Origin of the sequence: Thioalkalivibrio sp. ALRh (assembly GCF_000381425.1) — a bacterium.
Lineage (GTDB): Bacteria > Pseudomonadota > Gammaproteobacteria > Ectothiorhodospirales > Ectothiorhodospiraceae > Thioalkalivibrio.
This window is the reverse complement of sequence record NZ_KB906519.1, coordinates 1,464,521-1,484,216: the sequence shown is the minus strand read 5'-3', so window position 1 is coordinate 1,484,216 and position 19,696 is coordinate 1,464,521. Positions and strand designations below refer to the sequence as shown.

Sequence of the window (19,696 nt, the reverse complement as noted above, 5' to 3'; positions counted from 1 at the left end):
GCACATGCCTCATGGCAATTCGGGTTCGGGGCTGTCGAACAGGCTCATGGTATCGGGGTTGTCGAGCAGGGCCTGTGAAACCAGGACGGCGGTAGCCGACCAGGTCTGCTGATAGTTGGCGCGCCGACCGATCAACCGGCCGTGACGGCCGTCGTAATACTCCGGCCAGTCGTCGCGATGCAGCCGTTCGGCCGCCACTGCATGCACGCTGCGCGCGAGATCCGGGCGCCCGACCCGCAGCGCGGCACCGGTAAACGCCCACAGCAACGCCGGCCAGTTGCCACCATTGTGGTAGGACCATGGCGTGTTCTTGGGGTCGGAGCCGGTCAGCAGGCGCCATTCCTCGCCGCTCATCGCCGGGTAGCAGATCTTCACCGGCATGGTCCCGATCAGGTCCTCGAAGCGCTGCTCGAAGGTCTGCATGATCGAGCGCGACTGGCGCTCGTCGGCCAGCCCGAACAGAACCGCCAGCAGATTGCCGAAGCTGAAGAAGCGAAAATCCATCCGCCCCGGCCCCAGGTTGCCGACCAGATACCCGCTCTCCGAGGGCAGCCAGTCCACCAGCCAGTCAGGGATGCTCTCGGGATAGATGTTCAGCGCATTCTCCGACTCGTGGCCGAAGTGCTCGGTACGGTAGCGGTGGATGTGGTTCAGTCGCTCGAGATCCAGCCAGTAGTAGTGGCGGATGTAATCGGACAGTTGCCGGGTACGGATCGCGGACTGCTCGCAGAGCTGCTCGGAGTCGGTATCGCAGGGTTCCAGCATCGCCAAGGAGGCCTTCAGCATGCCGTAGAACAGCGCCTGAATCTCCAGCGGGTGGCCGAACACGCCCATGCGCCGGTCGATCATGAAGCTGCCGTCCGGCACCAGCAGGGTCGGGAAGACCTCGAAGCGGTCCTGCAGACAGATACTGAGGATCAACCGGATGCCGCGCTGCACATCCTGGCTTTTGATGAAGTCGTGATCTCCGGTGCGGTTCTGATAGGCGCGCAGCAGCAGCACCCACCACATCATCGAATCCACCGGGGCCACGCGGCCGATCGCGCGATCGCCGAAATCGGCCGCCAGCCCCTCGCGACCGTTCTCGTCGGTGAACACGCGAAAGCTCGCCGGCATCACGCGCGGCAGGCGGCGGTGACCCTCGATTTCTTCCTGGGTATCGCGGATTTGCAGGATCAGCGACAGGAAGTCGCGCACCACCTCGGGCTCGTCGTTCAGCAGGTAGACGAGCCCGGAGGGCACGAAATCGCGGATAAAGCAGTCAGCGTAGTTGTCCGCAGGCGCGCGGGCATCCAGGCTGGCGACGGTCCCCACCGTACGGCCTTGATAGCGCACCTCGGCATCACGAAGAAGCTGGAAGGCGGACTCCAGCGTCGGGTTTCGGGCATCGGGCGGAAGCTGGTTCATACCCTTGAGTCTAAGGGAGACACGGGTCGGATGTGCACCGCCCCAGAGAAACCACGGTTCAGGCCTCCGGATGCACGGGCATGGGCGGCTCGGCGGCCGGACGGGCGAACAGGTATCCCTGGCAGTAGTCGACCTGGTCCTTGAGCCAGCGCCACTCCTCCACCGTCTCGATGCCCTCGGCGACGGTCTGGATCTCGAGCTCGCGCGCCAGTTCGGTGATCTTGCCAAGAATCTTCTGCTGATAGATATCACCGTCGATGCCACTGACCAGCTGGCGGTCGATCTTCACGTAGTCCGGGCGCAGCTGCGAAAGCATGTTCAGCGAGGCATAACCCGCGCCGAGATCGTCGAGTGCCACCTGGAAACCGGCACGGCGATAGCGATCGACGATGCGCGAGAGGTGATCGACATCGGTCACGTAGTCGCTCTCGATCACCTCGAACACGAAACCGCTCGGACCATCCCCGTCCGGACGCGACAGGATCTCGCGCACCGTCGTCTCCAGACAGAACGCCGGGTCGTAGATCGCCGTGGGATTGAAGTTGATGAACAGCCGACTCCCGATCCCGCGTTCGGTGGCGCGGCGAATTGCGTTGATCCGCGCCGAGCGGTCGAGATGGAACAGCAGCTCGGCCGCCCGCGCCGTCTTGAACAACTCATTCGGCGGGATCACGTCGCCGGCGGGCGTGCGGGCACGCACCAGCGCCTCGTAGGCGAACACCTCTTCGGGCTGGGCGGCGTGCACGATCGGCTGGAAATGAAAGTCCAGCGAGTCGTTCGCGAGGATCGCCGCCAGATCGCGGGCGTTGTGGCGAGCGATCAGCGTGGACAGCAGGTGGGTGTCCTGCAGATGGGCGAGGCTGAAGGTCTCGTCGCCCGGGACGAAGGTCGCCCGACAACCGGACTGTTCCGCACCGCTCAAGGCCTGCTCCAGACGCACCAGGGTGTCACCCAGCCCCCCGTTATTGTCGACCGGCATTGCAAGAATGCCGGAGACGGGTTCGCTGCAGGGGAGTTGTTCCTCCACCATGCGGCTGCGCAAGACTGCGCGGGTATGCGCCAGAACCGGCGCGAGATACAGGGTGCCGGATTCCGCCGGCAGGAGATCGATACGTTCGCAATCCGGGCAACTCACGACCACCTCCAGCGGTCCATCGTATCCAGTCGAGACCCTCCGGGCAGTGCTACGATCCCGGTCATTCTCGGTTTGTACGCACCATAGCACCACCCGGAGGCTGCAATGAATAACCCAGATCATCCCGACGACGACCTGCGCGCACGCCTGACACCCGAGCAGTACCGCATCGCCCGCGAAGGCGGGACCGAGCGCCCATTCACCGGGGCCTATCACGACCACAAGGCGGATGGCGTCTATCACTGCGTAGCCTGCGGTACCGCGCTGTTCGACTCCACCACCAAGTTCGATTCCGGCTCCGGATGGCCCAGCTATACGGCCCCTGCCGCGCCCGACGCCGTGAGCGAGTACCGCGACCGCTCGCTGGGCATGGAACGCACCGAGGTCCGCTGCGCGGGCTGCGACTCGCACCTGGGACACGTCTTCCCCGACGGCCCGCCCCCGACCGGACTGCGTTACTGCATCAACTCCGCCGTGCTCGATTTTCGCCCACGCGCCTGAGTACGTCGCCACTCCCGTGGAAAGGAATCCCGTGTCCTCTTCGATCACCCCGCGCGAACGCGTGAATGTCCTGCTGCTGGCCACGGCACAGGCCCTGTTTCTGATCGCCGCGGTCACCGTGATGACACTGAGCGGCGTGGTCGGGGAGCGCCTGGCCACGGACCCGGCCCTGGCCACCCTGCCGGTCGCCGCGATGATGGTCGGGACCCTGGTCACCACCCTGCCCGCCTCGCTGTTCATGAAGCGCTTCGGGCGGCGCACCGGCTTCCTGCTGGGCACCAGCGTGGGCGGGGTCGGTGGCGCCGCACTGGCGGCGGCCGGGGTCTTCGCGGAGGCCTTCTGGCTGTTCGTGCTCGGCAACCTGCTGCTGGGGGCCTACCAGGCGTTCGCGATGTACTACCGCTTTGCCGCCGCCGACGTGGCCAGCCCCGCCTTTCGCCCGCGAGCGATCTCACTGGTGATGGCCGGCGGGGTCGTGGCCGCCTTCCTCGGCCCGTGGAACGCCCACCATGCCCAGGCCCTGCTGCCGGACACGCCGGAGGCCGGACCCTACCTGGTCCTCGGCGCCCTGGCCCTGCTGGCGATGGCGCTGCTGGCCTGGCTGCGCGTGCCGGCGCCGCCGCCAGAGGAACGCGGGCCCGCCCGGCCGATGGCCGAGATCCTGCCGCAGGGTCGCTTCCTTGTGGCCCTGACCGCGGCCGCACTGGGCTATGCGGTCATGGTGCTGCTGATGACGGCGACCCCGCTGGCCATGCGCCAGGCGGACTTCGACATGGGTCAGGTCGCACTGGTGATGCAGTGGCACGTGCTGGGGATGTTCGCGCCTTCGTTTGTGACCGGCCACCTGATCACCCGCCTTGGGATCACACGCATCCTGGCGCTCGGCAATGCGCTGGTGCTGTTCAGCGTGGCGGTTGCCGCGCACGGGGAGACGCTGGGGCATTTCTGGCTGGCGCTGTTCCTGCTGGGGGTCGGCTGGAACTTCCTGTTCATTGGCGGCAGCACGCTGCTGACGACCACGCATACCGCCACCGAGAAGGGCAAGGTCCAGGGTGTGAACGACCTGACCATCTTCACGCTGGTCACGGCCGGCTCGCTGCTGGCTGGCGCACTGCTGCGACCACTGGGCTGGGACGGCCTGAACCTGGCCATGCTGCCGGTCGTCGCGCTGCTGACCATCGCCGTCGCCTGGCTCTGGTTCGACGACACCCGCGCCTCATCCGCCCCACGCGCCGAACCCTGATTTCCCGTTGCCGGGCCGCCTGTCTTGTTGTGGCTGGCTCTGGTTCGGCATCCGGTGTTTACGGTGGCTTCGGGCCGCCGCCTGCCATGCGCTGTCTCGCCAGCGCACCGCGCCCGTTGTTGATCAAAAACGGGCTTCTTTGCTCGTGCAAAGAAGTATCCAAGAAACACGCCCGACTGCCGCGACCCCGGCCCGCTATGCGGGCCGGGGTTTCCCTCGCTCCGAGGCTTTTCGCGGGCGGCGCTGAAACTCGCTGCGCTGTCGCTTCGCTCAGACAGTCAGCGCCTCTCTTCCCGCGAAAACCCTCTCCACTCGGCGCGGCGACAACGGGGGGTGAAGGTCTAAACAGCGGCGATCCCCATGTTCGTGCTTCTGGATGGAGGCTGGGTCTTCGGACATCTTCGGCACGCTCGGCCTACGGCCATAGCGTGCCGCGCCCGCAAGCGGGCGCCAAGGGTAAGATGCCGATGAGCGTAGCGAATCGCATCAGGGTTGCCCGGACGCTGGGATGGTGCGTTTCGCTGCGCTCAACCGCACCCTACGGCGTCGGAGTTGGGCGAAACGTTGGGGAATGGCTCTTGTTTTGACCTTCTCCCCCCGTATGAAGCCCCTTGCGGAAGGGTCCTCGGGACGGACGATTCAAAATAGAAACGGGGGCGCTGACTGTCTGAGCGAAGCGACAGCGCAGCGAGTTTCAGCGCCGCCGGCCCGAGGGCCCTGGAGCAAGGTCCCCGGGCGGAATCCGGGTGCCCTTCTTTGGGTACTTTCTTGGGCAAGCAAGAAAGCCCGTTGTTGATCAAAAACGGGCGCGGCGCGCTCGCGAGTGAGCGCTCGGCAGTATGCGGACCAAAGGCACGTAAACACTGAGGCCGATCCAGGGCCAGCCACAACAAGACAGGCGGCCCGGCAACGGGAAATCAGGGTTCGGCGCGGGGGGCGGATGAGGCGTGGCCGCCGCGGCGTTCGCCGTCGACGTCGGTGACTTCGGCGTCGAGGTCGTGCAGGCGGCGGGTGGTCGCCAGCGGCGAGGTGGTGCCGCGCGCGACCAGGCTGTAGGCCGCCGGAATCACGAACAGCGTGAACAGCGTGGCAAACAGCACACCGGAGAACACGGCCACCCCGATCACGAAGCGCGTCTCCTCGCCCGGCCCGGAGGCCAGGATCAGCGGAATCGACCCGGCCACGGTGGTCAGCGCGGTCATCAGCACCGGCCGCAAACGCATGCGCGCCGCCTCGACTACGGCAGTGTCGAAGTCGCGCCCGCGGTCACGCAACTGGTTGGCGAACTCGACAATCAGGATGCCGTTCTTGGCCGCCAGCCCGATCAGCATGACCATCCCGATCTGACTGTAGATGTTCAGGGTCTGGCCAGTCAGGTGTAACCCCAGTAATGCCCCGACCACCGCGAGTGGCACGGTCAGCATGATCACGAACGGGTGCACAAAGCTCTCGAACTGGGCAGCCAGCACCAGGAACACGACCAGCAGTGCCAGCGCAAAGACGAACAGGATCGCCTCGGAGCCCGTGCGCAGGTCCAGCGACTCGCCCTTGTAGTCGATTCCTGCCTCGGCCGGGAGCAGCTCGGCCGCCTTCGCATCCAGGGCATCCAGCGCCTGGCCGAGCGTCATCCCGTCCTGCAAGCCGGCGGTCAGGGTAACAGCGCGGGCTCGGTTATAGCGTTCCAGAGACGAGGGACCGGCAAATTCCTCGTAGGTGACCAGGCTCGACAGCGGCACCATGGAGCCGGCCGCCGAACGCACGTAGAGGTTGTCGATATCCCCGGGGGTGCGGCGCTGGTCGGTCAGGCCCTCAATGATCACGTCATACTCCTCGCCGCGATCGACAAAGGTGGTCACATCGCGCCCCCCGAGCACGATGTCCAGCGTGCGCCCGACGTCGCGCATGGAGACGCCAAGGTCACCGGCCCGGTCGCGGTCCAGGCGCACGTTGATCTGTGGCTGCGTGGGCTCGTAATCCAGATCCACGCGCGTCAAGCCGTCCATGCCCTCGGCGGCCTCGCGCATGATCTCGCCCCATTCCTCGAGGGTGTCGTAGTCCGGGCCGGAGATCACAAACTGCACGGGTGGACCGATGCGTCCGCGCGAGAGACCCTGGCGCATGACCACGCGCGCCTCGACCCCGGGCATCTCGTCTACAATGCCCCGCACCTCGTCGATCACCTCCTGCCCCGACATGTCGCGGTCGTCCCAGTGCTCGAGGATGGCGATCACAAAGCCGTTGTTCATCAGCTCCGACCCGCCAAATCCGCGCGGCGTACGCACCAGGGCCCGACGGATGGGACCGTCCTCGACCAAGGGCTGAATGCGGGTCTCGATCTCGGCCATCTGGCGGCTCATGTAGTCGAAATTGGCCCCCTCCGGGCCGTCGACCATCACGAAGAAGGCACCGCGATCCTCCTGTGGCGCAAACTCCTCGGGCAGGGTGTCGAACAGATACCAGGCGGCCGCGAGCACGAGCGCCAGGATCGGCACGATCAGCCAGGCTCCCTTAAGGCCGGTCTGCAGCGCACGCCCGTAACCGCGTTCCAGGTAGGAAAAGCCGCGACTGATAAAGCGCGCCGCGCCGGTGTCATCGTCGCCCTTGTGCATCAGCCGCCCGGACAGCACGGGCGCGAGGGTGAGCGCGACCAGGCTGGAGAAGAACACGGCGATCGCCATCGCGATCGCAAACTCGGTGAACAGACGCCCGACCGTGCCCTCGAGGAAGGCCAGCGGCACAAACACCGCAATCAGCACCGAGGTGGTCGCGACGATCGCGAAGCCCACCTGCCCGGCGCCACGATAGGCCGCCAGCAGACCGGGCTCGCCACGCTCGATGCGCCGGTGGATGTTCTCCAGCATCACGATGGAGTCATCCACCACCAACCCCACGGCGAGCACCAGCGCCAGCAGGGTCAACAGGTTGACCGAGAACCCGAACAGGTTGATGCCGATAAAGGCCGCCGTGATCGCCACGGGCACCGTCACCGCCGGGATGATGGTCGCCCGCCAGCTCCCCAGGAACAGCCAGATCACGAATACGACCGCCGCCGTCGCCACGGCCAGCGTGATGTAGACCTCGCGGATCGCCCCCTCGATGAACACCGACTCGTCGTAGGTGGTCACCAGCGAGGTACCCTCCGGCAGGCTGTCCTGCAGATCGGCGGCCAGGGCCTTCACCCCGTTGGCGACATCCAGCACGTTTGCATTCGACTGACGGATGATGCCCAGGCCGATCATGTCCTCGCGGTTGCCGCGGAACTCGCTGCGTTCGGTGTCGGCGCCGATGTTCACCTCGGCGACGTCGCTCAGCCGCACCAGCTGCCCTTCCTCGCCACGCTTGAGCACGAGGTTGGAGAAGTCTTCCGGGGTGCGGTACTGGCGATCGACCCGCACCGTGAACTCGCGCTCGACCGACTCCAGACGCCCGGCCGGGAGCTCGACGTTCTCCTGTTCCAGGGCATCGGCGATGTCCGTTACGGTCAGCTCGCGCGCGGCCAGGGCCTCGCGGTCCACCCAGATCCGCATCGCATAGCTGCGCGCACCGCCGCGGCGCACCAGCGCGACACCATCCACCACCGAGATGCGGTCGATCAGGTGACGCTCCGCGTAGTCCGCCAGCTCCAGCTGATCCATCGTGGTACTGGACAGGTTCAGCCAGAGGATCGGGTTGGCGTCGGCATCCGCCTTGGTGACCTCCGGCGGGTCAATATCCTCGGGCAGGTCGCGCATCGCGCGGCTGACGGCCTCGCGCACGTCGTTGGCCGCCGCGTCCAGGTCGCGATTCAGGTTGAATTCGATGGTAATGCGGGACTGGCCGTCCTCGCTGGTGGACTCCACATAGCGGATGCCCTCGATCCCCGCGACCCGGTCTTCCAGCCGCTGGGTCACCTCGCGCTCGATGATGTCGCCGCTGGCGCCTGGGTAGACGGTGTCGATCGTGACCACGGGCGGGTCCACGTCGGGGTATTCACGTAGCGGCAGGTTGTCGTAGGCGATCAGGCCGAAGGTAATCAGCAGCAGGTTGAAGACAATCGCCAGGACCGGACGGCGATTGGCGACATCCGAGATAATCATTGCGCGTCACCGGCCTCGCCGGTTTCCAGGAACTCGGGCACGCGCGGCGGCAGCACGCGCACGGACTGCCCGTCCCGCACTCGGGACACGCCCTCGGAGACGACCACATCCCCGGTTTCCAGCCCGGACAGGATCTCGGCAAAGCCCGGCATGCGACGCCCAATGCGGATCCGTACGCGCTCTACCGTGCCGTCATCCAGATGGCGGAAGGTGAAGTGCTGATCGGCCACCTGTTGAACCGCGCCCTCGGGGATGGCGACCCGTTCGACCGGATCCAGCGCCAGGCGAATATTGACCAGCATCCCCGGGCGCAGGATGAAGTCGGGGTTGTCCACCGTCGCGCGCACCGTCAGCGTCCGGGTCGACACATCGAGGCGGTTGCTCACCGCCGAGACCTGTCCCTCGAACACCCCGATCGCGCTGCGACCATAGACCGTGCTACCCAGCGGGATCGCGGCCGCGTGCCGCTCGGGGACCGCGAAATCGACCCTCACCCGCTCGATATCATCCAGCTCCGCGATCGGGGTACCGGGGCTCACCAGCGAACCGGGACTCACCTGGCGCAGGCCCAGCCGGCCGGAAAATGGGGCGCGGATCGTGCGGTTGGCCACGCGCGCCTCGGCGGCCGCCAGCCGGGCCTCGGCCTCGCTCAGGCGCGAGCGCTGCTGGTCCACCTGCTGCTGTGTCACCACGCCATCGGCCACGCGATCGCGCACACGTTCCAGTTCGCGCTCGGCCTCTTCGACCTGAACACGCGCCTCGCGCAGAGCCGCCTCGGCCTCGTCTGCATCCAGGCGGACCAGGATCTGCCCTGCCTCGACCTCGTCACCATCGTCGAACAGGACCTCGACCACGCGCTCGGTCACGTTCGCGGTGACTAGCACCGATTCGTTGGCGCGAACGGTACCCAGGGACTCGACAATGGTTTCGAAGGTGCGCGGCTGCACGGTTGAGGTCCGCACCGGCGTGCGGCGATCCGCCTCCTCGGGGGCCTCGTCGGCGGCCTGCGCGTCGCCACTGTTCGACTGGAATTCGCCCTCGAGCCCGTACCAGGCAGCCACGCCCAGCGCGAGCACAGCTACCAACCCCAGCAACCAGCCAATCGCCTTCACCCAGCCAACCCCTCGCTAAAAAGCGGGCCCGAGCAAGCCCGGGCCCGCGTAATCCTCGCCAATAGTGTAACGACCGTCACATTTCCGCGGCGTTCCGGAGTTCGGCCGGGAGATCCCCCAGCGGCCGACCGTGCGGCGCACTGTAATCGATCACCGGGCCCTTCGGCACGATGCGGCTGGGGTTCAGCATCGGGTGGCTGCCGTAGTAGTGCGCCTTGATGTGATCCATGCGCACGGTCTCGGCCACGCCGGGGCGCTGGTAGAGCATGCGCAGGTAGGCCGACAGCGCCGGGAAGTCGATGATGCGCTGGCGGTTGCACTTGAAGTGGCTGTAGTAAACCGGATCAAAGCGCACCAGGGTGGTGAACAGTCGCCAGTCGGCCTCGGTGATCCGGTCGCCCACCAGGAACGGCTGGCGTGCCAGACGCTCTTCCAGCCAGTCCAGGGTCTCGAACAGGCGGTCCCAGGCGGCATCGTAGGCCTGCTGGGAGGTTGCGAAACCCGAGCGGTAGACGCCGTTGTTCACATTTTCATAGACGCGATCGTTGACCGCGTGGATCTCCTCGCGCAGGTCCTCCGGGTAGAAATCCAGCGTATTGCCGGTGATGCCGTCGAAGGCGCTGTTGAACATGCGCACCAGGTCTTCCGACTCGTTGTTCACGATCCGGTCGGTCTGGGTGTCAAACAGCACCGGCACGGTCACGATGCCCGTGTACTTCGGATCGGTGCGGGTGTAGAGCTCGTGCATGTAGCGGGAGCCGTGCACGCGGTCGCCGGTGCAGCCGTCGCAGTCATCGAAGGACCAGCCGGCGTCGCCCATGTAGTGATGCACCACCGACAGCCCGATGTGCGACTCCAGACCCTTGAGCTTGCGCAGGATCAGCGCGCGATGCGCCCAGGGGCAGGCATAGGAGACGTACAGGTGGTAGCGCCCGGACTCGGCCGGGTAGCCGCCCTCGCCCAGCGGGCCCGCGGAGCCGTCGGCGGTCACGTAGTTGCGGTATTGCTGGTCCTGGCGCACGAACTCTCCGTTCTCGTCGGACTCCTCTTCCAGCCAGCCCTCGCGCAGTTCGCCGTTGATCAGAAGACTCATGGGGTTCCCTCTGTAGCGGTCCAGTCGCCACGGTTACGGATGATGGCTTCGATTATCATTTCGATAAATTCGAAGATAAATCGCGTTGTTTCCGCTTGAAGATTCGAAAATATCGAATCAACAACCAAGCACTGAGGTTCAGGAGGCGCGCAGCGTGCCGTCGAAGTAGCGGGCAAGGAAGGTATCGAAGTCCAGGGTATCGGCCGCCTCGATCGCGGCCTGCTCCGCCAGGCTCTGGCGCGCCAGGGCCTCCAGCGTCTCGGCGCGCGGCAGCGGACCGTTGAAGCGAAACGCCTCGCGGTGCTGCGCGGACAGACGGCTGGCGTAGCGGTAGAAGCCCTCCTCGCGCGCCATCATGTCCTCCAGCATGCGCGCCGAGGGAGTCAGATCGGCCTGCTCGACCTTGCCCCACTGCTCGCTTAGCGCACGGCGGTACGGGTCGCCCGGCAGTTCCTGGTCAAGGATTGCGGCGACCGGGCGCATCAGGGCCAGCAGTTCGCGCGCCCAGTCCTGCAGCGCGACCTCGCCGCCGGGGCGACGCAGTGCAAGCCCCGGGCGGCGGCCATAGTGCGCCACATCGAGCAGGTTGGCATCGATCGCGTCCAGCTCACCCGCCTCCAGCTGTGGGCTCGGCTGCAGCAGGCAGGCCAGGGCGAACACCTCCAGAAAGCGCAGCTGGGTCTCGTCCACCCCCAGCGGGTGCTGGGCGTTGATGTCCACCGAGCGCAGTTCGACGTACTCGATCCCGCGCGCCTCCAGCGCATCGGTGGGTTTCTCGAAGCGCTCCAGCGGCTGCTTCGGGCGCACCGTGGAGTAGTACTCGTTCTCGATCTGCAGGATGTTGGCGTTCAGCTGGCGATACTCGCCATCGACCTTCACGCCGATGCGCTCCCACTCGGGACTGGGCGTGTTGATCGCGCAGCGCAGCGAGTCGACGTAACCGCCAAGGGAGTTGTAGTCCGCCTTGATGCCGGTGTCCGCCTCCTTGCGGTTGGTGTACCCGATGTCGCCCATGCGCAGGCTGGTCGCATGCGGGAGGTAGGAGGTGTCGTCGTCGAAGTCCTCGAGCACCGCGCCGTGGCCCTCGAGGAAGGAATTGCACACCGCCGGCGAGGCCCCGAACAGATACGGCACCAGCCAGCCGAAGCGCAGCAGGTTGCGGATCATGCCCATCATGCGCTCGTCGCGGAACGCGCGGTCGTCCTGTTCGCCCAGCACCTGCGCGAGCGCCGGCCAGAACTCGGGGCGCGGGGAATAGTTGAAGTGCACCCCGGCGATCACCTGCATTTTGCGCCCGTAGCGGTGCCCCAGTCCGATACGGTAAACGGTCTTCATGCGCCCGGCGTTGGACGTGCCGTACTGCGCGACCGGGATCGCATTGTCGTCGGCGGTCACGCAGGGCATGGAAGTGGACCACAGGGTCTCGTCGCCGACATTGGCGGCGGCGAAGGCCTGCAGGTCGTGCAGGAAACCCAGCGTCTCGCGCACATCGTCGAACGGCGGGGTGACCAGCTCCAGCAGGGCCTCGGAGTAGTCGGTCGTGATATTCGGGTGGGTCAGCGCCGAACCCAGTGCCGCCGGGTGTGGGGTCAGGGCCGGCGAGCCCTGCGGGCCGACGCGCAGGGTCTCCTTCTCCAGGCCAATGCGCCCGTGCAGGCCAGTGCCCGCCAGGCGCTCCGCCAGCTGCGCGACCAGTCCCTGCAGATTGCGTTCGTCGGTTCCCACTGGGCTGCGTTTCCTGCCTGTCTGCAAACCCGGCGAACATACCGGAATGCGCCCCCGGGGTCACATGCAACCGGCACGGGGTTGCGGGAAGCCCAGCGCCCGCGCAACCTTGCCGGCAACCGTTTGCGCTGACCGGAAGCCACCGAGATGTCCAGTAACGATTTACCCGATGACCTGATGGAACGCTTGAGCGCCCGTGCCCGCCGCGAAGGCCAGGACCCGCAGGCCCTGATAGAGCGCTGGCTGGAGACGCCGGCGACCGCCGCCAGCCTGCATGTCTCGGCCCCGGTGAACGCCCTGGTCGAGGGGCTTTATCGCGAGGACACGACGATCGCCGACATCCTCGATCGCGGCGATTTCGGGCTGGGGACCTTCAACGACCTCGACGGCGAGATGGTGGTCCTGGATGGCGAGGTCTTCCAGCTGCGCTCGGACGGCCGCGCCTACGCGGTCAGCCCGGAGACACGCACGCCCTTCGCCTGCGTCACGCGCTTTCGCCCGTGGAGCGAGGAAACCATCGACACCCCGATGGACTACGACGGGCTGCTCGCCCTGTTCAACCGCCTGATCCCGTCGCACAACATGGTCTACGCGATCCGGCTGGATGGCGTGTTCGATTACGTGCGCACCCGCTCGGTCCCGCGCCAGGACGCCTACCGGCCGCTGGTGGAGGTTGCCCGCGAGCAGCCGGAGTACGAATTCGAGGGCATTGAGGGTTCGATGGCCGGCTTCTGGACCCCCGAGTTCATGCAGTCAGTTGCGGTGCCCGGCTACCATCTGCATTTCGTGGACGCCGACCGCCGCTGCGGCGGTCACCTGCTGGAGGCCCGTCCGCGATCCATCCGCATCGCCCTGCAACACCTCCCGCGCGTGGACCTGGGCCTGCCCATGACACTGGACTATCTGACCGCGGACCTGTCGCGGGACACATCCGAGGATCTGAACGAGGCCGAACACTGACCTGACCGTTCATACGCGCCTTTGCCTGCGCCCGCGCTGCATATTAGTCTTTTCTTATTTTTGGTAATCGGAGCGCCCGTGGACCAGGAAAGACAACGCCGCAGCTGGGACGAGATCGTGGTGGATGCCCTGCGCACGCCCGCCGCCTGGCTGTTTCTGCTCGGGCTGGCAGCGGGCGCCGGGATAGTGCACTGGGGCGTCGAGCCGGGGCCGCCCGAGGGGGTCCTGATGGTCACCCTGCACAATGACAGCGAGGTCCCCATCCGCGCGGTTCACTTCGACTTCGGGCACGACCTGTCCGAGTCGTCGCTGCGCGAGGGCGAGATCGGCCCCGGAGAACGCCGCCGTGTGGCCCTGAACCACCCGCCCGGGGCCGGTTTCAACGTGGAGATCCGCTACGCCGACGGCCATAAACAGGAGTTCTGCGCCAACCGCGGCGTGGAGGGCCGGGAGCAGGAAGTCCGGGTCTATCGCTGACACCCCCGTCACGGTCATCCCGTGACAAGTGGATCGACGGCTCGCCATGGCCTATAAGCCAGGTTGCGGGGTGCAGACGATGCCACAACGATCGACCAGTATGCTCGACTTCTTTGCGCGGGGGCACGACGCGCCGTTCCTGCAGGAGGTCCGCGCGCGGGGAAACCCGCCGATCCCGATGATCGAGAACGCCCACCCGCCGGGGCGCATGAGCACGCCGCCAGTGCGCGAGCTGATGATCAGCGACACCTGCGGGGCACCCTTTCGCTTTCGTTGCGACATCGGCGCCGGGGCTTTTTCCGGCTGGGCAGACCCGAAGGAGTTCGTGGTGATCCCACCGAACGTTCCTACTTACTGCCAGATGCACGACCCTGCCAGGATGCGTTTTGTCGGTATACCCGCGGGACTCGCCCGCGCCTGCCTGGAACGCGCCCCCGATGACCCGCTGGACTTTGGTCCCCTTCATACCCGCACACAGGCCGACCCGCTGGTGAGTCAGGCCCTGGCGGCGCTGTGGCAGGAGATGGGGCGGCAGGACCCGGCCGCACGTCTGTTCGTGGAAAGCATGATCGCGGTGCTGGTCGTGCGCCTCGCCCGCCTCGCGGATCAGCACCAGGAACTGGCGTCGCGCCGAGCGGGTCTCGCGCCGCACCAGTCGGCACGGGTCATCGAATACATGCGCGGCCATCTGGATCACCGCGTCACACTGGGCGACCTGGCCGCCCTGACCGGTCTGTCACCCTGGCACTTCGCGCGCGCCTTTCGCGAGACGCATGGCCTGCCACCACATCGGTACCTCACGCGCCTGCGCCTGGACCGGGCCCGCGATCTGCTGGTCCGCACCCCCCTGAGCGTTACCGAGATCGCCAGCGCCACCGGGTACTCGTCGCAGCAGCTGGCGCGACACTTCCGCCGCGCCTTCGGTGTTGCCCCGGCGGCCTACCGGCGCATCCACACGGGCAGCGCCGCATAGGGCCACACGGTTTTTTCGAGCCTTCCTCGCTCGACCCGCACCCGCCTCGGGGTGGCCGGCCAGCGGCGGACGCCCCCGGCGGGACATTTGCCGCAAGAAAGCGCCGCCCGGCGCAAGTTTCTGACAGCGCAGGGCGCCCCCGCCCCCTAGGCTCGAGACAAAGCCATCCGCCACCCCCGAGGCCGGCCCATGTCTTCTGCCTCGCAAACCAGAGCAACGCCACGGACTGCCGAGGCCTTCGGCGAGCACCTGATCGAGGTCCTCAACCACGGTGCGTTGTGCCTGATGATCTCGATCGGACACCGCACCGGGCTGTTCGACCGGATGCGCGACCGCCCCGGCGCGACCGCAGAGGCGCTTGCCACGGCCGCGGACCTCCACCCGCGCTACGTGCGCGAATGGCTGGGGGCGATGGCCACTGGCGGCTTCGTCACCGTGGAGCCGGAGGGCCCGCGCTTCGCCCTGCCCCCGGCACACGCCGCCTGCCTGACCCGGGCCGCCGCGGCTGACAACCTGGCCGTCTTCGCCCAGTACATCGGCCTGCTGGGCGGGGTGGAGGACCGGATCGTGGACGCCTTCCATACCGGCGAAGGCGTCGGATACGAACACTATGCCCGCTTCCACGAGGTGATGGCCGAGGACAGCGGCCAGTCCGTCCTGTCGTCGCTGGAAAGCGACATCCTGCCGCTGGTGCCGGGCCTGACCGACCACCTCGAACGCGGCATCCGCGTACTGGATGTCGGCTGCGGCAGGGGCCGTATCCTCAACCGGCTGGCGACGCTCTACCCGCGCAGCGAGTTCACGGGGCTCGACCTGTCGGCAGAGGCCATCGAGCAGGCCCGAGCCGAGACGCAGACCCTCGGGCTGGACAACGCGGTGTTCATTGAGGCGGATGCCGCGACGCTCGATCGCCACGTGCCGGCACGCCAGTTCGAGCTGATTACCACCTTCGACGCCATCCACGACCAGGCCGACCCGCTGGCCACCTTGGAGGGCATCCACCGCGCACTCGCGCCCGAAGGGATCTACCTGATGCAGGACATCCGCGGTTCCGGCGCGATCCGCGACGATCTCGATCATCCCCTGGGCCCCTTTCTCTACACCGTGTCCTGCATGCACTGCATGCCGGTATCGCTCGCCCAGGGCGGCCCGGGGCTGGGCGCAATGTGGGGCGAACCCCGGTCCCGCGAGTACCTGGCGCGCGCCGGATTTCACGACATCCAGGTCCATCAACTGGCCCATGACCCGCAGAACAACTGGTACGTGGCCACCCGATAACCCAGCGAGGAGGAATCACCATGACCGACACAAGTCTCTACGAACGCCTGGGCGGCGAGGCACGCATCCACGAGCTCGCCACGACCATCTTCGACAAGCACACGCAGAACGCCACCATCCGCAACCGCTACGCCAACACGGATCGCGATGACGTGATTCGCCTGGTGACCGAATTTATCTGCAACGGCACCGGCGGCCCGCAGGCCTACAGCGGACGCGACATGCTGACCACCCATCGGGGCATGAACATCAGCGAAGAGGAATTCGTCGCGGTGGTCGACGACATCGTCGAGGCCCTGGACGAACATGGGGTCGGCCAGCGCGAGAAGGAAGAACTGCTGATGATCTCCTGGTCGCTAAAGCCCGAGATCGTGCGGGTCTGACATCCCGGAGGAACGAACCATGAAGACCTATTCACCCTTCACAGGCCTTGCGCTGTCGGTCGCAGTCGCCGCGACCCTGGCCCTGACCGCCCCGGCGATTGCCGCCGAACCCGACGACCACTTCATCATTCGCGACACCGAACAATCCCGCGAGGAACTGGCGCGGACCGTCCGCGAGTTTGCCGAGAACGAGGAGGACTGGATCTTTCTGGCCGAGTTTGGCCTGGCCGGTGGCGACATCACGGCCCTGAAGGTCTGCTATCTGCCCCTGGGGCCCGACATCCTGGATGCCGGGATGCACGTCGGCGCGATGATGCCCTGCGGCCATATCGGGCTGTACGAGGAAGACGACGTCACCAAGCTGTCCATACTGCACCCCAAATTCATGACCACACTACAACCGCACCCGAGCCTGGAGCGGGCAGTGGAACGCGCCGAGCCGGCCTTCGAGGCGCTGCTGGACCATGCCCTGGGCCCGCGCCCGCAAGGCAATGCGCCGTAGCCACACACCAGCAATCCGCGGCGGGGTGGCCCACGCCTGGCCGCGGGCATGGGTCTCCGGACAGAGACCGTCCGGAGACCCGCCAGCCGGAATGACCCTTGAGGAGATGCCGGTTTGATTGCGCAAACTGCCTGTCACAGAACCGTCACTTTCGCGTTGTACGCTGTCGCGATGACGCACTCACGTTCTCGCCACTGGGCCGGGGCCGGCGCCGACCTCTGGCTTCTGCTGAAGGCGGTCGACGGAGTGGCAAAGGCACAGCGCCTGGCCCGGGCCGCCGGCTGGGTGCTGGCGCTGGCCGGTGCGGTCGTCGTCGCACTCGGCCTGCTGATGCAGCACACCCCGACGATGATGGAGGGAACACTGGTCGCACTGCTGGCCGTCATCGGCGGTTGGCTGCGCAGTCGCATCGCCGCCACGCTCCTGATGCTGCTGATGGCGCTCGGGCTGGCCACCGGCCTGGCGGCCGGGGCGGCGACAGGGGGCCTGTTGGTGCAGGTGGCCCTGTTCGGCGTGGCCCTGCGCATGGTCGAAGCGGCCTTTCGCTTTCGCCAGCGACATGCTTTCGCGCAGCGCCAGAACGGTCAGTAGTTCTCGGAGCAAACGGGGCTTCGTCACGGAGACTTGAACCCGTCTCGCGGGCCAGACAGGATGAAGCTTTCCACCCGCGAAGGAACCGCATACGCGATGTCGGTCGTCGCCCGTCTGCAAACCCGCCTGCGGCGCTTCATCTGGCCCGGCTGGGCCACACGTGTCCTGGGGTCGCTGTCGATCCCGGGGCTGATCCTGGCCACGCTGTTTTTCGCCGCCTCGCTGACCCCGAGTCTGATCCCGCGTACCGACGACGTGCAGGGCGTCCTGTCCGGGCTGTCGCTGGCCGCGGGCTACGGGCTGGGCGTGTTTTTCCACTGGCTGTGGTCCTACCTGGAGCTGCCCGAGCCCAGCGAGCGCGTGCACAACACACTGGTGCTGATCGCCGGAGGCGGGGCCGCACTGATCGTGCTGATGTTTCTGTGGCAGGCCACCGAGTGGCAGAACACCATCCGCGAGTTGATGGATCAGGAGCCGGTGGACGGAGGCTTCCCGGTCCGCCTGGGGCTGATCGCCGCGGCCGTGTTCGCCGCGACCCTAGCTGTCGGGCGACTGTTCCAGTTGCTGGTGCGGTTTCTCGCGCAGCACCTGCGGCGCTTCATCCCGCGCCGGCTGTCGAACGTGATCGGCGTGGTGGCGGCCGCGGCAGTATTCTGGGCCGTGATCGACGGCGTCGTCCTGGAATACGGCCTGCGCACCGCCGATCGCAGCTTCCAGCAGTTCGACGTACGCGAGTACCCCGGGGCCGAGCAACCGACCAACCCCGCCCGCACAGGCAGTGCCGAATCGCTGGTCTCCTGGGAAGAGGGCCTGGGTCGCCAGGGCCAGCGCTTCATCGGCGACGCCCCGGTCGCGGCCGACATCGCGGACTTCACCGGTGAAGTGGCCTTTGACCCGATTCGGGTATACGTCGGACTGAATGCGGCCGAGGAAATCGAGGAACGGGCCCGCCTGGCCCTGCAGGAGCTATTGCGGGTGGACGCTTTCGACCGTTCGGTCCTGATCCTGGCCACCCCCACCGGGCGCGGCTGGGTGGACAACCGCGCGATCGCGCCGGTGGAATACCTGCATAACGGCGATATCGCAACCGTCGCCGTACAGTACTCCTACCTGCCGAGCTGGCTGTCGCTGATGTCGGAGTCCCAGTACGGTCACGAGACGGCCCAGGCCGTATTCGCGGAGATCTACAGCTACTGGAAACAGCTCCCAGAGGACTCGCGTCCGGAGCTGTACCTCTATGGCCTGAGCCTGGGCGCACTGAACTCCGAACGCGCGGCGGACCTCTACGACGTGATCGGCGACCCGTTCAACGGTGCCCTGTGGGCGGGGCCGCCCTTCCGCAGCGAGACCTGGCGCGACATCACGCGCCAGCGCCAGCCGGATTCCCCGGCCTGGCTACCGCGTTTTCGCGACAGCTCGGTGGTGCGCTTCACCAATCAGCAAAACCACCTCGACATCCCCGGCGCCTCCTGGGGCCCGATGCGCATCGTCTACCTGCAGTACGCAAGCGACCCGATCACCTTCTTCGAGCCGCAGGCGCTGTACCGCAAACCCGAATGGATGCAGTCGCCACGTGGCCCGGATGTCTCGCCGGACCTGACCTGGTACCCGGTGGTCACCATGCTGCAGCTGGCCGTGGACGTGGCCATCGGCGATGCCGCACCGCGCGGCTACGGACATGTCTATGCCACCGAGCACTACATCGACAGCTGGCAGGCGGTGACAGCCACGGAGTGGTCGGAAGACGAGCTCCAGTGGCTGAAGCGCCACCTGGCCGACTAGTCGGAAGCCCCCTGTGGAATCAGGCCGCGCTTGCGGAGATTGCGGCCGGTGATGCTGACCGCGCCCGCCACGCATCCCGCGTACAACAGCGCAACAACACCCAAAATTCCGAGGAACACGGGGTCCAGTGCGTTGCCTTCGGCCCATACCAGCAGAAATGCAACGGGAAGTTGCGTACCCAAGAGCACGGCCACCATCACCGCAATCACCCGCCACTTCTCGGAGCGCGACAGATAGCGCCCGTTCCTGCGCCCGAAGGCCTCGCACGGCCACATGACCGCCAGCATGAGTATCGCAATGCCAAGTGGCGTACCGAGCTCCTCCAGCTCGAAATACGCAATCACCACCATTGCCGCAATCGACAGCGAGAAATAAAGCAGTACAAACCGCGTCAGCAGATTCTTGATGGACATGATCCCCTCCCTGGGTGTGCGTTGGCCGCACCATCCTGTGCGGCC

General features: G+C 66.6%; 17 protein-coding genes. 10 read left to right on the top strand and 7 right to left on the bottom strand.

Annotated elements, in window-relative coordinates; genetic code table 11:
* Positions 1-9: 9 nt before the first annotated feature.
* Together F791_RS0107105 and F791_RS0107100 are read right to left on the bottom strand one after the other, a co-directional pair.
* Positions 10-1,407, bottom strand: a complete 1,398-nt coding sequence (locus tag F791_RS0107105) for a glycoside hydrolase 100 family protein (RefSeq protein ID WP_018138903.1) — start codon at positions 1,405-1,407, stop codon at positions 10-12.
* Between the two features lie 58 nt (positions 1,408-1,465).
* Positions 1,466-2,542 carry an EAL domain-containing protein gene (locus tag F791_RS0107100; RefSeq protein WP_018138902.1) on the bottom strand — a complete coding sequence of 359 codons (1,077 nt, stop codon included), beginning with the start codon at positions 2,540-2,542 and terminating at the stop codon, positions 1,466-1,468.
* Between the two features lie 105 nt (positions 2,543-2,647).
* Here F791_RS0107100 and msrB point away from each other — a divergent pair, with 105 nt between their 5' ends.
* Both msrB and F791_RS0107090 read left to right on the top strand, forming a co-directional pair.
* The gene (gene msrB / locus F791_RS0107095; RefSeq protein WP_018138901.1) at positions 2,648-3,043 is read left to right on the top strand and encodes a peptide-methionine (R)-S-oxide reductase MsrB; all 396 of its coding nucleotides are present in this window, start codon (positions 2,648-2,650) and stop codon (positions 3,041-3,043) included.
* Between the two features lie 31 nt (positions 3,044-3,074).
* Positions 3,075-4,286, top strand: coding sequence for an MFS transporter (locus F791_RS0107090; RefSeq protein ID WP_019592406.1), 1,212 nt, complete (start codon positions 3,075-3,077; stop codon positions 4,284-4,286).
* A gap of 917 nt (positions 4,287-5,203) precedes the next feature.
* Here the strand turns inward: F791_RS0107090 and F791_RS0107085 are convergent.
* The 4 genes from F791_RS0107085 to gshA all read right to left on the bottom strand — a co-directional run bounded on the left by F791_RS0107085 (position 5,204) and on the right by gshA (position 12,292).
* Positions 5,204-8,362: an efflux RND transporter permease subunit gene (locus F791_RS0107085; protein WP_019592405.1), complete on the bottom strand. Its 3,159-nt coding sequence runs from the start codon at positions 8,360-8,362 to the stop codon at positions 5,204-5,206.
* Positions 8,359-9,474 carry an efflux RND transporter periplasmic adaptor subunit gene (locus F791_RS0107080; protein WP_020614792.1) on the bottom strand — a complete coding sequence of 372 codons (1,116 nt, stop codon included), beginning with the start codon at positions 9,472-9,474 and terminating at the stop codon, positions 8,359-8,361. Before F791_RS0107080 ends, F791_RS0107085 begins: the two co-directional genes overlap by 4 nt.
* Positions 9,475-9,550: 76 nt before the next feature.
* Complete coding sequence (locus F791_RS0107075) at positions 9,551-10,567, bottom strand: glutathione S-transferase family protein (protein ID WP_019592404.1); 1,017 nt, start codon at positions 10,565-10,567, stop codon at positions 9,551-9,553.
* A 138-nt stretch (positions 10,568-10,705) separates the two neighbouring features.
* A complete protein-coding gene (gshA, locus tag F791_RS0107070; protein WP_018995054.1) occupies positions 10,706-12,292 on the bottom strand; it encodes a glutamate--cysteine ligase in 1,587 nt (528 codons plus the stop codon).
* Positions 12,293-12,439: 147 nt separating this feature from the next.
* Here gshA and budA point away from each other — a divergent pair, with 147 nt between their 5' ends.
* The 8 genes from budA to F791_RS0107030 all read left to right on the top strand — a co-directional run bounded on the left by budA (position 12,440) and on the right by F791_RS0107030 (position 19,238).
* A complete protein-coding gene (gene budA, locus F791_RS0107065; protein WP_018138895.1) occupies positions 12,440-13,252 on the top strand; it encodes an acetolactate decarboxylase in 813 nt (270 codons plus the stop codon).
* 78 nt (positions 13,253-13,330) lie between these two features.
* Positions 13,331-13,729 (top strand): hypothetical protein, encoded by a 399-nt coding sequence (locus tag F791_RS0107060; protein WP_019592403.1) that lies wholly within the window; start codon positions 13,331-13,333, stop codon positions 13,727-13,729.
* A 100-nt stretch (positions 13,730-13,829) separates the two neighbouring features.
* Positions 13,830-14,702 (top strand): helix-turn-helix domain-containing protein, encoded by an 873-nt coding sequence (locus F791_RS0107055; protein WP_019592402.1) that lies wholly within the window; start codon positions 13,830-13,832, stop codon positions 14,700-14,702.
* A gap of 189 nt (positions 14,703-14,891) precedes the next feature.
* Positions 14,892-15,980 (top strand): class I SAM-dependent methyltransferase, encoded by a 1,089-nt coding sequence (locus F791_RS0107050; protein ID WP_019592401.1) that lies wholly within the window; start codon positions 14,892-14,894, stop codon positions 15,978-15,980.
* A 20-nt stretch (positions 15,981-16,000) separates the two neighbouring features.
* On the top strand, positions 16,001-16,363 hold the full coding sequence (locus F791_RS0107045) for a group 1 truncated hemoglobin (protein ID WP_019592400.1): 363 nt from the start codon (positions 16,001-16,003) through the stop codon (positions 16,361-16,363).
* A gap of 19 nt (positions 16,364-16,382) precedes the next feature.
* Positions 16,383-16,865, top strand: a complete 483-nt coding sequence (locus F791_RS0107040; RefSeq protein WP_019592399.1) for a DUF302 domain-containing protein — start codon at positions 16,383-16,385, stop codon at positions 16,863-16,865.
* Between the two features lie 171 nt (positions 16,866-17,036).
* On the top strand, positions 17,037-17,456 hold the full coding sequence (locus F791_RS0107035; protein ID WP_019592398.1) for a hypothetical protein: 420 nt from the start codon (positions 17,037-17,039) through the stop codon (positions 17,454-17,456).
* Between the two features lie 96 nt (positions 17,457-17,552).
* Complete coding sequence (locus F791_RS0107030) at positions 17,553-19,238, top strand: alpha/beta-hydrolase family protein (protein ID WP_019592397.1); 1,686 nt, start codon at positions 17,553-17,555, stop codon at positions 19,236-19,238.
* On the opposite strand, the gene F791_RS0107025 is transcribed toward F791_RS0107030, so the two are convergent.
* Positions 19,235-19,651 carry an ABZJ_00895 family protein gene (locus tag F791_RS0107025; protein WP_018137916.1) on the bottom strand — a complete coding sequence of 139 codons (417 nt, stop codon included), beginning with the start codon at positions 19,649-19,651 and terminating at the stop codon, positions 19,235-19,237. The two genes, F791_RS0107030 and F791_RS0107025, sit on opposite strands and share 4 nt — an antisense overlap.
* Between the last annotated feature and the right edge of the window lie 45 nt (positions 19,652-19,696).

What these genes read in the sequence shown, in the direction of transcription:
- F791_RS0107105 (WP_018138903.1), bottom strand. Translation starts at nt 1,407, where the DNA reads ATGAACCAGCTTCCGCCCGATGCCCGAAACCCGACGCTGGAGTCCGCC.
- msrB (WP_018138901.1), top strand. Translation starts at nt 2,648, where the DNA reads ATGAATAACCCAGATCATCCCGACGACGACCTGCGCGCACGCCTGACA.
- F791_RS0107085 (WP_019592405.1), bottom strand. Translation starts at nt 8,362, where the DNA reads ATGATTATCTCGGATGTCGCCAATCGCCGTCCGGTCCTGGCGATTGTC.
- F791_RS0107075 (WP_019592404.1), bottom strand. Translation starts at nt 10,567, where the DNA reads ATGAGTCTTCTGATCAACGGCGAACTGCGCGAGGGCTGGCTGGAAGAG.
- budA (WP_018138895.1), top strand. Translation starts at nt 12,440, where the DNA reads ATGTCCAGTAACGATTTACCCGATGACCTGATGGAACGCTTGAGCGCC.
- F791_RS0107055 (WP_019592402.1), top strand. Translation starts at nt 13,830, where the DNA reads ATGCTCGACTTCTTTGCGCGGGGGCACGACGCGCCGTTCCTGCAGGAG.
- F791_RS0107050 (WP_019592401.1), top strand. Translation starts at nt 14,892, where the DNA reads ATGTCTTCTGCCTCGCAAACCAGAGCAACGCCACGGACTGCCGAGGCC.
- F791_RS0107045 (WP_019592400.1), top strand. Translation starts at nt 16,001, where the DNA reads ATGACCGACACAAGTCTCTACGAACGCCTGGGCGGCGAGGCACGCATC.
- F791_RS0107040 (WP_019592399.1), top strand. Translation starts at nt 16,383, where the DNA reads ATGAAGACCTATTCACCCTTCACAGGCCTTGCGCTGTCGGTCGCAGTC.
- F791_RS0107035 (WP_019592398.1), top strand. Translation starts at nt 17,037, where the DNA reads ATGACGCACTCACGTTCTCGCCACTGGGCCGGGGCCGGCGCCGACCTC.
- F791_RS0107030 (WP_019592397.1), top strand. Translation starts at nt 17,553, where the DNA reads ATGTCGGTCGTCGCCCGTCTGCAAACCCGCCTGCGGCGCTTCATCTGG.
- F791_RS0107025 (WP_018137916.1), bottom strand. Translation starts at nt 19,651, where the DNA reads ATGTCCATCAAGAATCTGCTGACGCGGTTTGTACTGCTTTATTTCTCG.